Below are 13,111 nucleotides of genomic sequence, written 5' to 3'. Positions count from 1 at the left end.
GTGTCCTGAAGACATCATCGACGAAGAGCATTTTTAAAAACGATGTAGCATCGGATTGATGACATTACCTGATAGTCGATGTTCGGTAGAATCTTTCCCATACACTCTGCTTGAGAAGACAAACTGACCTTCATTAATGAACACTTCGATAGAGGAGCGATCGACGAAGATTCGAAATGATATTGCGTCTGCCTCAAGACGACGTACATCTGAAGAATAATGAGAACGAGATAATGCTAGTACATTACCTTTCTTCGAAAAGACTGCCCCTTCCCCGAAACAGTCGAACTGAAAATCGCCATCTGTCTCAAAAGAAAGCTCGAATGCCACTCCAGAAAAATCTGAATCTCTCAAAGGTAGGCTCGTTTTTCGCAATCCATCTATTTCTTCGATAGGATTCAAGTATAGATACCCATCTTTAAGTGATAGTTCGCGTGGGAGTGTCATTTGGTTTGCCCATCCTTCGGTTTTCTCTGGGCAGTCGCTTTCCCACATCGCGTTCCATCCTATCAAAATCCGTCGTCCGCGCTCATCACAAAATGTCTGCGCAGCATAGAAATCATGTCCATAGTCGAGCTCAGTGAATGCGCCATGATTGAAACTAGGTGCATCGAGATCAAGCGTCCCTATGAAATATCCACATTGATGAAGGTTATGATATCGGTCATCGTCAGGCTCCATGCCTTGCGGTGAGAGCAACAAGATATCTTGACCGTCGAGCGAGAATATGTCAGGACACTCCCACATCCAACCGTGACGTCCAGTCTCGCCGGCGATGACGCCGCGTTCGGTCCAGTGTAGGGCATCATCGGACGCGTACAGGACGACCTTTCCGTCAGCTTCATCCCGTGTGCCGAGTATCATATAGAAGCGTCCATCCTTCTCCCATACCTTCGGATCCCGGACATGCGCACTCCCGTGTCGTGGGATTTCGGAGATGAGAGGATTCCTATCATCTTTTTTGAACACCTTTCCATCCACGGATGTCGCGAGGCACTGCACTTGATGTAGCGCCTCTTTCTTCTCATCAAGCCAAGTGTTGCCTGTATAGAAGAGATGTAGGACACCGTCCTTCACCAACGCACTACCGGAGAAGACACCGTCGCGGTCATAGTCCTGATCCGGACGCAAAGCGATCGGTTTGTTCTCCCAATGGATGAGGTCGGTCGATGTAGCATGTCCCCAGTGCATGTCATCCCATTCGACACCGAACGGATGATACTGATAGAACATATGATAGACGCCGTCCAATTGACATAGCCCATTCGGATCGTTCATCCAACCGAATGGCGGGGCGAAATGATAGTGCGGACGGTAGCTCATACGGACAAGACTTCACTCGTGAACGTCTCTTCGATTTCACGGGATTCTCCGTAGACCTCGACGACGAGTGGCTCGAGCGTAGGTGTCCGTCGCGTGATGATGACTTGATTTCGGGATGCATGGACGTCGAGCGTCTCATTCTTCCAGTTTATCGAAAAGTTGAGACTACTCCATGCCTTCGGTAACATCGGTGAGATACGCAACTTGCCACCGGTCATCCGGACACCACCGAAACCATTGACGACTGCTTGCCAGATGCCGCCAAGCGATGCCGCGTGGATCCCGGCGTCCGACGTCTTCATGTTCGGTCCGAGGTCGATCTCCGATGCGCGGCGGAACAAGTCGTACGCAAGTTCTTGATTACCGAGATCCGATGCAAGCACGCTGTGCGTCGAAAGGGAGAGTGACGAATCGTGTAAGGTCTTCGGCTCATAATACTCCCAGTTGGCACGCTTGACGTCAGCCGTGAACAGGTCCTCGAGCAAATACATCAAAATCATGACGTCTGCCTGTTTCGAGACTTGGATCTCGTTCACTTGTTCCAGGTTGTAGTCATAGAACATCGAACCGACGTTCTGCTGATTCTTATACTTCGTCAGGTCGATGATCTCTTTCTCCAGATACGTATCGTCCTGTGGCAAGACGCCATCCTCACGGACTTGTGGCAAGTAGATCAACTCGAGCACGTGGCGGAAACGCTCCTGAGCCTTATCTAGTTCAAGCTTCTCGTCCAACTGCCCATACAGTTCAGGCTTCTCGCTACGGAGTAACTCTATATATTGGATCGCCGTCTGGATGTTCCAATGCGCCGTGTAGTTCGTGAACGCATTGTTATCGACGTGTTCCTTGTACTCATCCGGGCCGACGACCTGATTGATCTCATACCGTCCGTTTTCTTCATTCCATTCGAGTCGACTCGCCCAGAACTTTGCTGTATCGATGAGCAATTCGTATCCGAAGCGATCCATGAAATCTTGGTCGCCCGTGACGTGATAATATTGCCATGCTGCGAATGCGATATCGGACGTGATGTGCTGTTCGATGAACCCTGACCAAATCTTGGTCGCTTCACCCGTCACGATGTCAGCAGCTCCCCAGACAGGTGTCACTTCGCCGTCATCGAGCCATGCCGATTCCCACGGGAACATGGCTCCCTCGTATCCGTTCTCCTTCGCCTTCTGGTGTGCTCCTGGCAAGGACAGGTAACGATATTCGAGTAGGCTACGTGCGATTTTCGGATTCGTATACGTGTAATAAGGCAGGATGAAGATTTCTGTATCCCAGAACGTATGGCCCTTGTAGCCTTCACCTGACAATCCTTTTGCCGCGACGTTCATCCGGTTATCGTGTTTCGGCGTCATGACGGCTAGATGATACTGTGCGAAACGGACGGCCAGCTGATCGAACATGGATTCGGACTCGACCGTGATCGGCGCATGCGACCAGACCAGTTCGTCCCATGCCTTGACATGATCGTCGAACAACTCTTCATATCCTCTAGCTTCGATCTCACGTGTCGCGTTCAGTGCGAGGTTAGCCAGTTCTTCTCTCGTCTCAATCATTACATCGTTATCGCGAGAAGTGAAGACGGTCGAATATTTCTCGATCGTCAGGGTCTTCTCGGTCGGGATACGGATGTCCGAATAATCGAAGAAGATTTGACGACGATCCATCTTGATGATGGATTTCGGTTCGAACTGGCCATCTTGACTGAAACGATGGACGCTATGGAACGCAAAATCGATACCAGATTCCGTCGTCGTCTGTAACTGTTGCATGAGTCGTCCGTCATAGAGACGCTTATCACCTTCCAAGAAGTGTTGGACACCACTGTTCGTCATCTGTCCGTTGATGCCGGATGTCATCGCCAATGTGCTGTCTTGTCTAGGGGTGATGCTGACACGTTGGACGATGACATGTAGGTCAGCCATCGATACGAAGCGACGGAAAACCAGATCATAGACCTTCCCGTCAGGACTCTGCCATGTCACTTCCCGTACGAGTTCGGCATGTTTCAAGTTCAATGTACGGCCGTACGCGAGGATAGTCCCTTGTGTCAGGTCGAATCGAACGCCGTCCAACGTGAACTCCATCCACAATATATCCGCCGCATTCGGAAGTTCTGTCACTTCATTCTGGGCGAACTTATTGAACGTACCCGCAACAAAAAGATTCCGCTGCTCATTGGCATAGTGTTCCTCCGTCACTGAACGAAGTCCCATGTAGCCGTTTCCGAGCGAGAAAACCGTCTCCCCCTTACCAAGCCAACTCGTGCGGAACCCCTCTTCTGCGACGAGCCATTCCTGTAGCTCTCCAGTACCAGTCGTATAGTTCATCAATGTATTCGTCACCTTGTACCCTCCCGTGTGATAAAGCGCTTTCTTTATTCGACCCCATTCTATCCGAAACGTTTCGGTTATTCAACACCATTTTTCTCGAATTTTCTTTCCACACCTCAAAAAACGTGATTAAATGGTATCAGAAACGTTTTAGGAAAGAGGTCTGATATGGAGCAAATGATGGCTAGTCTAGGGTTTCAATTCGAAAAAGTCCAAGCATGGAGACGACAATCGATTTGGAAATCCATTTTCTACGTGCTTATCGCGGTATTAGTGGCAAACGCACTCGTATTCGGCCTGAAATGGGTCAACCAATCGAGCATATCCGTAACAGACTTACCTGCATTCGCAGTGACGAAGCAAGGAATCCGTTACGAAAAGCCGTTCAGCTTTGACTTGGAGACATTGGACCTGACGGTGATGGTAGGGAAGGAACGGAAGACGAACGCTTCGCAAACCCTCTTGCTCGCTGATGCGGGATGGGAGTTGAAGAGGAGTGGGGTTTCGACGGAATCGAGAGAATATAGTAGCTTGCTTCGTTTTCTGGGGAAATCTGAATTGACGAATCGAGATGTAGCGACGATCCTTGAAGATTTGAAGTGGTTCTATCCGCTTTATATCTACGGTGCCATTATGATCGACATCGTGATCCACCTTGTCGTCATCTCGCTTCTAGCACTCGCCGGTCTTAGCTTCCGTCGATTCGTCCCGATTCGATACAAAGAAGCATGGACGATAACGGCATATGGCATCACGGCACCATTGGTCGTGCGCACGGCCATCACGTTGCTACCGATCACCGTCCCCATGCTATCCGTCTTATACTGGGCGACTGTCGGCATCTTCGCCTTCATGACGATACGAAAAATCGGCGATGAGTGATCATCGCCGATTTTTTGCGACTGACTCCCGTAGGATCAGCTGATTATTCACGAATGCTTCATGCGGAGCTTCCTGTCCTTCGACGATCTGGACGATCATCGACGCGGCCTTACGTCCCATCTCGTAGGGTTGTTGTCCGACCGTCGTCAGTGGGGGGGAGACGTATTGGGACAGCAAGATGTTATCGAAACCGATGATCGATAAGTCTTCGGGGACGTTGAGCCCTAGTTCCCGCGTGGCTTGTATCACTCCTAACGCCATGACGTCGGAAGCGCAGAAAATCGCAGTCACCTCAGGGTGGTTCAACAAGAAGGGAAGCGCGACATCCTTTGATGCGAGTTCTTCGAAGTCTCCATTCAGCACGTAGTCCTCCCGGAAGTCAATCTCGCTCTCCTGTAGGACTTGACGATAGGCATCATGTCGCACCATGGAGACGTAGGCGTGAGTGGCTCCATTCATGAAAGCGATATGTCGATGCCCGAGTCGGATCAGGTAACGGACGGCCTGCTTCGCGCTCTCTAATTGGTTCGAGGTCACATAACCCGTGTTCACGCCTTCTACCGGAATGTCGACGAGGACGCAAGGAACCGTGCTTTCGATCGCCTCAAGTAAGTACGGGTCGTCCCGTTTCAGACCCTGGATCACGACGCCGTCGAGTTGACGTTCGGCGCACATCTGTCCGTAGGTCTTGTTCTTTTGTTTCGAGGTCGTCGTCGACAGGAGGACGAATTCATAATCGAGGTCGGATAGTTCGTCCGACACACCACAAAGCGTCTCGAACATGAAATTATCTTTGACACTCTCTCGTTTCAGGTCGGTGACGAGAAATCCGATGGTCTTCGACTGTTTCTTGACTAGGCTACGGGCGAGGATGTTCGGGCTGTATCCGAGCTCCTTTGCCACACTCATGATCTTGTCTCGCGTCTCCTTATTCACGTCGTCATATCCGTTCAGAGCACGGGATACGGTCGTAACAGAGAAGCCGGATGCCTTGGAGACGTCTTTTAATGTTGCCATGATGGTACACTCCTTTTTATGAAAACGTTACGGAAAAACGTCTTCACATGTGTAAGTATGTATATTCTATTCTGTAACTGAATCACTTGTAAACAACGAAATGGTAGTGTTTTCAGTCATATTCAAAAAAGTTCTTGATTTCCGAAACGTTTCGGGTATAAAATCGAATTGCGAGTTGAAAGCGGTTACTTGATTTCGAGTTTTATCATCCATAGGGAGGAAATTATCGATGAATGTGAAATTATCTAAACCATTATCTGTTCTCATGCTATCCGGACTTGTCCTTACGGCCGCGTGCGGCGGCGGAGAAGAGGAGGCGCAGGTCGCTTCTGATCCATCTAAGCTCAAGGGTAAGGAGATCACCGTCGGGACGTGGAAAGGGACGGACGCCGAAGTCAAAGCGTTCGATGAATTGTTGAAGAACTTCTCAGACGAGACGGGCGTCAAAGTCAAAAAGAAGGTCTACAACGACTATCAGACACAACTCCAGACCGACCTTGTAGGTGGCACCGCACCTGACGTGTTCTATGTCGATGCGTTCCTCGCTCCCGAACTCTCGAAGCAAGGAGTGCTCGAGCCACTCGATCCATACATCAAAGAAGCCAAGAAAAACTTGGGCGATTTCTATGATCCGGCGATCAACGCCTTCAAGTCCGACGATAAATTGTTCGGACTACCGAAGGACTATTCGACACTCGGTCTCTATTATAACAAGAAGCTGATCGAGGATGCCGGATTCACGGCGGATGACATCCCGACCGAGATGGAAAAGCTGCCTGGATTCTTAAAAGAATTGAAGGGAGAACTGCCATCTGGTGTGACACCAGCCATCACGACCTCTGAACTCGCACGACACATGTTCGTCCTCCAGTCAGGCGGTACGGACATCGTCGATAAAGAAGGCAATGCCGTTTGGGCAAAACCGGACCAGATCGCCGCCCTTCAACCACTCGTAGATGCTTACCAAGATAAGCTCGTCCAACGTCCGGCAGACCTTGGTCAAGGCTGGGCTGGGGACTCATTCGGAGCCGAGAAGGCTGCCATCATGATCGAGGGGAACTGGGCAATCTCACATATCAAGCAGAACTTCCCGAAGGTCGAGATGGGGACGAAAGAAGTCCCGACGATCGGAGGGAAGAATAAGTCGATGATGTTCACCGTGTCTTATTCGCTCAACAGCGAATCGAAAGAGAAGTCCGCCGGCTGGGCATTCATCGATTATGCGACTTCGAAGGATGGCATGAAGACCTGGTCAGAGGGAGCGGGAGTCTTACCGTCGCTCAAGTCGATCGCAACGGAGCTGAAGCTGCAAGACGATGAGTTGAAAGCACCATTCGTCGCAGCGGGAGCATATGCGACACCATGGCAAAAAGGAGACTCTCTCTCGATCGTCGCTCGAGAATACAACAACCTGTTACCAGCTGCCCTGAAAGGTGACATGACGCTTGAAGAAGCCATGAAAAAAGCAGAGAAAACCGCTAACAAGGACATCAAAACGCAATTGAAATAAAGAGGCGATGGGGCTCGCGCGATCCGTGAGCCTCGTTGTGTTCTGAAAGGAAGGGTCAAATGGGCACACAACTTGAAATCAATCAGCGTACTGATGCAGCATCACAAGCACCGCCGCCCAAGAAGAGAAAAGAGAGCAGCCGCAACAGACGCGAGTCGATGCAAGGCATCACCTTCATGCTACCGACGCTGATCATCCTGGTGACGTTCACGTTGCTCCCGATCGCGTATTCTCTCTTCTTGTCATTCACACGAGTCAACCTTTTCGGCGGTATCGACTTCCAATGGGTCGGTGTCGAGAACTACGTGAATGCCTGGAATGACGACCGGGTCTGGACCGCACTGAAAAATACAGCCCGTTATGCACTATTTGTCGTACCACTTCAGACAGCGATTGCTCTCTTGATGGCTGCGGTCCTCAATTCAGGCATCCGGTTCCAAAATACGTTCCGGACGATTTATTTCTTACCGACACTCACATCGAGTTCGGCACTTACGATGATATTCATGTTCTTGTTCAGCTTGAATGGACCGATCAACAATGTGTTAGTATCTCTCGGGTTTCTTGATGCACCGATCAACTTCATCAACGAGACGGACTTCGCACTCACGACCATCATGGTGATGAACATCTGGTCGACGGTCCCTTTCTTCATGACGATCTATCTTGCCGGGTTGCAAGACATCCCGGCATCCCTCTACGAAGCAGCATCGCTCGACGGGGCGAACGCTTGGCAGAAGTTGACGAAGATCACGGTCCCTAACCTGACACCGGTCACGAACTACGTCCTGTTGATGGGGATCATCGGCTGTTTCCAATTGTTCGACCAGGCATACATCATTTCCGGCGGGACCGGTGGACCGAACAATGCGACGCTGACGTTCTCACTCATCATCTATCAGTACGCGTTCAAAACGATCGGGACGATGGGCTATGCATCGGCACTCGCCATCATCCTGACGATTGTCATCTTCACGGTGTCGATGCTCGCACGGAAGTTGAACAAAGAAGAGTCCAACTATTAAGGAGGAATGGATATGAAAAAGAAAAAATGGCCGCGTATCGTGTTGTATGTCATCCTCATCTCCTATGCGCTCGTCACACTGTATCCATTCCTATGGGCAGTGCTCGCATCGTTCAAACCCTATAGCGAGATCGTGGCTGGTGGACTATCACTATGGCCAGAGAACCCGACACTCGCGAACTTCGAACATATCTTCACGAAGGATCCACTGTTCCCACGATGGATCATGAACTCGTTCTTGATCGCGACGATCGGGACGATTGTGAACGTCATCTTCAACACGATGGCTGGCTATTCACTCGCTCGTCTCCGCTTTCCGGGAAGAAACTACCTGTTCCTGTTGATTCTCGCGGTCATGATGGTGCCGGGACAGATTCTGCTCATCCCGAACTATCTGATCATGCGTTCGCTCGGAATCCTTGATACGTATTCCGCCTTGATCATCCCTGGGGCGATCAACTTCTCGTACATCTTCTTGATGCGACAGTTCTTCATCAACTTCCCGCGCGAGGTCGAGGAGGCTGCACAAGTCGATGGACTCAACCGGTTCCAGACGTTCTGGCGGATCGTCTTCCCGATGGCACGCGCCTCGGTCGCGACGCAAGCAGTTTTCGTCTTCCTCGGGTTCTGGAACGAGTTCTTGAAACCATTGCTCTACATCACGTCACCCGAGAAATATACATTGACGCTCGGACTACAGTCGTTCCAAAGTCAGAACGCGACACAATGGAACTACATCATGGCGGCCTCGGTCGTCAGCATCATACCTATCATCATCCTGTACATCATGCTGAACAAGTACTTCATGCAGGGATTACGGATCGGTGGGGACAAATAAGGAGATTATCATGAAAGCTTTCATTTTTGACTTGGATGGTGTCATCACGGATAGCGCAGAATATCATTACTTGGCGTGGAAAGCGCTCGGGGAAGAGCTCGGCATACCGCTTGATCGAGAGTTCAACGAGACGCTCAAGGGCGTCAGTCGGACTGAGTCGCTCGAACGCATCCTCCGCCTCGGACATTGCGAGAATGATTTCTCTTTAGAAGAACTCGCTACGAAAAAGAATACGCATTATGTATCACTCATCGCGAAGATCACGAGTGCAGACATCCTACCTGGCATCGAGACGTTTTTGTCAGAGCTACGGGAGTCAGGTTATAAGATTGGGATGGCATCCGCCTCGAAGAATGCTCAGATGGTGACGCGCCAACTCGGTCTCCTCCACGCGTTCGATCATATCGTCGATGCAGCGGCGGTCACGGATTCAAAGCCACATCCAGAAGTGTTCCTGAAGGCGGCCGAAGCGTTGGCTGTCGATCCGAAGGACTGTATCGGCGTCGAGGATGCGGTCGCCGGTATCGAAGCCATCCGTGCAGCAGGAATGTTCGCGGTAGGGATCGGGGAGCGGAGTGTATTGACTGGAGCGGATATCGTGTTCACAGATACAAGAGACCTTACGCTCGAAAATGTCTTAACACGGATTTAAGAATAGACGCCTCGGGTGATAAAGCTCGAGGCTTTATTTCATGAGGAGGAAGATTGAATGAAGCGCACATGGTGGAAAGAAGCCGTCGTGTATCAAGTGTACTGGCGAAGTTTCTTGGATACGAATGGCGATGGGTATGGTGATTTAGAAGGTGTCCGTCGGAAGTTGCCTTATATCAAGGAGCTCGGAGCTGACGTGATATGGCTCAATCCGTTCTATGTATCGCCAGACAAGGATAATGGATATGACATCGCTGACTATTACAGCATCATGGATAAGGCAGGGACAATGGAGGATTTCGAGCGGTTGCTAGAAGAAGCCCATGCAGTCGGACTCAAGATAATCCTGGACCTCGTCGTCAACCACACGTCGGACCAACATCCCTGGTTCTTAGAGTCGAAAACCTCGGCGGACTCCCCGAAACGGGATTATTATATCTGGCACGACCCAATCAATGATAAGGAACCGAACAATTGGCGATCCTACTTCGCACCTTCCTGTTGGGAGTACGAGGAAGAGAGTGGACAGTATTATTATCATTCGTTCGCCGTCGAGCAACCCGATCTCAACTGGGAGAACGAGGACTTACGGAACGAAATCTATGCGATGATGCGATTCTGGCTTGATAAGGGCATCGATGGTTTCCGGATGGATGTCATCAACCTGCTAGCGAAACGAAAAGACTTATCGGACGTCGAGAATCCGTACGACCTCAGTTACCTGGCGAACAATCCTGGCATCCATGGTTATCTTCAAGAGATGCACGAGCAGGTACTCCGTCACTATGACTGCATGACGGTCGGTGAGATCCCTTTCGTGACGCCAGCCGAGGGGGCACTCTATGTCGACGAGGCACGTCACGAACTCGACACCTTGTTCCATTTCCAGATCGCCGACGAGATGCCGACGTGGGACATGCTTCGCTTCAAAGAAATCCAACGAGAATGGTATGAAGGATTGAAGGGACGCGGATGGAACTCGCAGTTCCTGAACAATCACGATCATACGCGCCAGGTGACGCGTTACGGCAATGATAAGGAACATCGGATAGCATCCGCGAAGATGCTCGCGACACTCACCCATACGCTTCCCGGGATGCCGTACATCTATCAAGGGGAGGAAATCGGCATGACGGGTGTCAGCTTCGACTCCATTGATGATTATCAAGATATCGCCATGAGGAACCGCTATCGCGAGGAAGTCGCGAAAGGACGAGCGGCAGATGAGGTGTTGACGAGCTTACGACTTCTTAGCCGGGACAATTCAAGGACGCCGATGCAATGGAGCGATCAGGCTGAGTCCGGATTCACGGATGGGGTTCCATGGATGACCGTCAATCCGAATCATGTTGAGCTGAACGTCGAGAAGGACTTACGTCGAGAGGACTCCGTGTTCCGCTATTATCAAAAGCTGATTCGACTTAGGAAATCTAACGATGCAATGGTATATGGAGACTTTAAAGATTTGTTGCCAGAACACCCTGTCGTCCATGCATATGAGCGTCGCCTCGACGAAGATAGGTTCGTGATCGTCTTGAATCATTCGGACGAGGATGTGGTACTTCCGTTATCCCTAGACATTCGAAACATGGCCTTACAAAGCGTACCGAATGACACGGATACGTTGCGACCTTATGAAGCTCGAATCTATAAGACGAAGGATGTATCCTAAGCATTCTTCGCCTTACCAAATTCCGAACATAGTCCACCATGGTCCTGATGGAAGATAGCATAGAACATCGTTTGACCATCAGAACATAAAGAAGCGATAGCCCCAGAATGAAGAGGACTGAAGCGTAGGGTAATCACCATACGCTTCAGTCCTTTGAACTTATCGGCACCTGTTGAACAGCACGAAAAAAAGAAGAGACCGAAGTCCCTTCATTCAATCCGCATCCTCGCGGTCATCGATGAATCCATGCAACTGGAACTCGTACGTGACTTTCTCTTCGTCGACGTAGCTGCGCATCATGAAATCCACTTTCTTGAGGCTCAGGTGTTGGACCAAACGATATGACAACTCTTCCGTGCCGACGAATCCGAACGTTCGAATCATCTGCAGGACGCCATTTCGGTTGTCCTTCGTCAGGAACGGTGCCATCTCTGCGGCTTCACTGAAGGTGATCTCCAACGGATTGCGTGGAATGAGATGAGGCGGCTTGATTTGGCGTCCGACGCGAACTCCCTCCTCGTTCATGACACGGTCGTCTATGAAATGCGGCAAACTGAACTCGCTATGCGGAGTCGGATGTAAACCATCGCAGCCGAACGATTTCATTTGATACTCGATGCCTTCCTGCTCGAGTTCCAACATGAGACGAAACGGGGTACGGTTAGCCTTTCCTTCGACGCGGATGAACCCTCTCTCTTGCAGCAAACGGAGCAGATCGTCTCCTTCATCGAGCTTTTCGATGAGATCCGTTTCTTCTAACTCGGTATACCGAATGATTGGTGCTCTGATTGATTGTCTTCTCACTGATATCCCTCCCAACACCTTGGCCTTCTACATCCATTCTTGTTCTCATACTATAAACACTATAATTAGAGATAAGGGAAAAAATTTTCGAACAGGTCAGCGTTCGACTTTTCGATTTCAGGGAAACGACGTTCGATTGTATCCAATTCAACCTGAATATCTACTCGCGGCCCTGGACCGGCATTAGCGTATTCTTCCATTTTTTCATTGTATAATTTTTGTTGTTGATCAGCGATGTTGAAGTTACGCTGTAGCATTTTCATCGTGTTTTCTTCTTCCAAGCGATATGCGCCGACACCTTCCATGACGACGTTGACGTCATAAGCCGGTACCTCAATGAAGTCTTGACCATAGCTGTTCTTTTGCATTTCACGCGATTCTGCTAAAAGTTCAAAATATATTGCTGTATACTTTTCAACTAAATCGACACGACTCGAAAATGAATTCTCATCTGGAATTTCTGATTGATAATTTTCTTCTAAGAATGCGAGACGACCTCGCGCTTCAGCTGGTTGTTTATCGATGAATTCTTGCGTGAAGTCTGTCTCTTTACCAAGATCAGGATCACGTACATATCCCTTCTTCTCCTCTTTTTTCGCCTCGTTCTTATTATCTATCTGATTTATGCCGTAATAAATCAAATACGTCCCACCACCAATCATGAGGATGGCGAGGACGAACATGGAAACCAAAATCTTTTTATACATTTGTAATTCTCCTTCTAAACTCTTAAATTAATATGGTTTGTGCTCGAATGGCATAAATAATTTGATGGCACACCCATCCCACCGTGTCGAGACGCTTTGTGCATGAAAATCTTACGTAGTATTGATTAAAAAATATGCTGGAAACTGGTCTTTATGTCGTTACTAAAAGCATCCTTAAATACCAAATACGATAGTAACGTCTCATTTTAATCTAAGAAGTATCCGCATAAACTTTCTAAGTGATGATTTCTTCTTTTTCTTCGATGACCACACCTTGGAGTCAGTCACCGCGTTTATACCGTTCGTTAGACATGTTGGTGCTTTTCTCTGGAATGAAAACATCG

At 49.5% G+C, this 13,111-nt stretch carries 11 protein-coding genes; 6 read left to right on the top strand and 5 right to left on the bottom strand.

The genetic code is table 11. From position 1 onward, the window contains the following. Positions 1-33: 33 nt before the first annotated feature. Positions 34-1,323 (bottom strand): glycoside hydrolase family 32 protein, encoded by a 1,290-nt coding sequence (locus K6T22_RS16930; protein WP_238240206.1) that lies wholly within the window; start codon positions 1,321-1,323, stop codon positions 34-36. After that, complete coding sequence (locus tag K6T22_RS16925; protein ID WP_238240519.1) at positions 1,320-3,659, bottom strand: glycoside hydrolase family 65 protein; 2,340 nt, start codon at positions 3,657-3,659, stop codon at positions 1,320-1,322. The genes K6T22_RS16930 and K6T22_RS16925 overlap by 4 nt, the downstream gene beginning before the upstream one ends. 171 nt (positions 3,660-3,830) lie before the next feature. Between K6T22_RS16925 and K6T22_RS16920 the strand changes: the two genes are divergently transcribed. After that, the gene (locus K6T22_RS16920; protein WP_238240200.1) at positions 3,831-4,544 is read left to right on the top strand and encodes a DUF1189 domain-containing protein; all 714 of its coding nucleotides are present in this window, start codon (positions 3,831-3,833) and stop codon (positions 4,542-4,544) included. Here K6T22_RS16920 and K6T22_RS16915 read toward each other — a convergent pair whose 3' ends face one another. After that, positions 4,545-5,561 (bottom strand): LacI family DNA-binding transcriptional regulator, encoded by a 1,017-nt coding sequence (locus K6T22_RS16915; protein WP_238240199.1) that lies wholly within the window; start codon positions 5,559-5,561, stop codon positions 4,545-4,547. A 229-nt stretch (positions 5,562-5,790) separates the two neighbouring features. Here K6T22_RS16915 and K6T22_RS16910 point away from each other — a divergent pair, with 229 nt between their 5' ends. From K6T22_RS16910 to K6T22_RS16890, 5 genes are read left to right on the top strand one after another with little or no spacing between them, the layout of a single operon-like run. Beyond that, positions 5,791-7,071: an ABC transporter substrate-binding protein gene (locus K6T22_RS16910; RefSeq protein WP_238240193.1), complete on the top strand. Its 1,281-nt coding sequence runs from the start codon at positions 5,791-5,793 to the stop codon at positions 7,069-7,071. 59 nt (positions 7,072-7,130) lie between these two features. Continuing rightward, entirely contained in the window at positions 7,131-8,096 is a 966-nt protein-coding gene (locus K6T22_RS16905; RefSeq protein ID WP_238240192.1) for a carbohydrate ABC transporter permease, read from the top strand. A 12-nt stretch (positions 8,097-8,108) separates the two neighbouring features. Further along, on the top strand, positions 8,109-8,933 hold the full coding sequence (locus K6T22_RS16900; RefSeq protein ID WP_238240190.1) for a carbohydrate ABC transporter permease: 825 nt from the start codon (positions 8,109-8,111) through the stop codon (positions 8,931-8,933). A 10-nt stretch (positions 8,934-8,943) separates the two neighbouring features. Next, on the top strand, positions 8,944-9,585 hold the full coding sequence (gene pgmB / locus K6T22_RS16895; RefSeq protein ID WP_238240188.1) for a beta-phosphoglucomutase: 642 nt from the start codon (positions 8,944-8,946) through the stop codon (positions 9,583-9,585). A gap of 57 nt (positions 9,586-9,642) precedes the next feature. Next, on the top strand, positions 9,643-11,256 hold the full coding sequence (locus K6T22_RS16890; protein WP_238240187.1) for a glycoside hydrolase family 13 protein: 1,614 nt from the start codon (positions 9,643-9,645) through the stop codon (positions 11,254-11,256). Between the two features lie 213 nt (positions 11,257-11,469). Here K6T22_RS16890 and K6T22_RS16885 read toward each other — a convergent pair whose 3' ends face one another. Then, positions 11,470-12,060 carry a hypothetical protein gene (locus tag K6T22_RS16885; protein ID WP_238240185.1) on the bottom strand — a complete coding sequence of 197 codons (591 nt, stop codon included), beginning with the start codon at positions 12,058-12,060 and terminating at the stop codon, positions 11,470-11,472. Between the two features lie 65 nt (positions 12,061-12,125). Then, a complete protein-coding gene (locus K6T22_RS16880; protein WP_238240184.1) occupies positions 12,126-12,767 on the bottom strand; it encodes a hypothetical protein in 642 nt (213 codons plus the stop codon). Positions 12,768-13,111 lie beyond the last annotated feature (344 nt).

Origin of the sequence: Exiguobacterium acetylicum, from assembly GCF_022170825.1 — a bacterium.
GTDB lineage: Bacteria > Bacillota > Bacilli > Exiguobacteriales > Exiguobacteriaceae > Exiguobacterium_A > Exiguobacterium_A acetylicum_B.
The sequence above is the reverse complement of the archived record's forward strand: the minus strand, read 5'-3'. Positions and strand labels throughout refer to the sequence as shown.

What these genes read in the sequence shown, in the direction of transcription:
- pgmB (WP_238240188.1), top strand. Translation starts at nt 8,944, where the DNA reads ATGAAAGCTTTCATTTTTGACTTGGATGGTGTCATCACGGATAGCGCA.
- K6T22_RS16920 (WP_238240200.1), top strand. Translation starts at nt 3,831, where the DNA reads ATGGAGCAAATGATGGCTAGTCTAGGGTTTCAATTCGAAAAAGTCCAA.
- K6T22_RS16905 (WP_238240192.1), top strand. Translation starts at nt 7,131, where the DNA reads ATGGGCACACAACTTGAAATCAATCAGCGTACTGATGCAGCATCACAA.
- K6T22_RS16915 (WP_238240199.1), bottom strand. Translation starts at nt 5,561, where the DNA reads ATGGCAACATTAAAAGACGTCTCCAAGGCATCCGGCTTCTCTGTTACG.
- K6T22_RS16880 (WP_238240184.1), bottom strand. Translation starts at nt 12,767, where the DNA reads ATGTATAAAAAGATTTTGGTTTCCATGTTCGTCCTCGCCATCCTCATG.
- K6T22_RS16925 (WP_238240519.1), bottom strand. Translation starts at nt 3,659, where the DNA reads ATGAACTATACGACTGGTACTGGAGAGCTACAGGAATGGCTCGTCGCA.
- K6T22_RS16930 (WP_238240206.1), bottom strand. Translation starts at nt 1,323, where the DNA reads ATGAGCTACCGTCCGCACTATCATTTCGCCCCGCCATTCGGTTGGATG.
- K6T22_RS16910 (WP_238240193.1), top strand. Translation starts at nt 5,791, where the DNA reads ATGAATGTGAAATTATCTAAACCATTATCTGTTCTCATGCTATCCGGA.
- K6T22_RS16890 (WP_238240187.1), top strand. Translation starts at nt 9,643, where the DNA reads ATGAAGCGCACATGGTGGAAAGAAGCCGTCGTGTATCAAGTGTACTGG.
- K6T22_RS16900 (WP_238240190.1), top strand. Translation starts at nt 8,109, where the DNA reads ATGAAAAAGAAAAAATGGCCGCGTATCGTGTTGTATGTCATCCTCATC.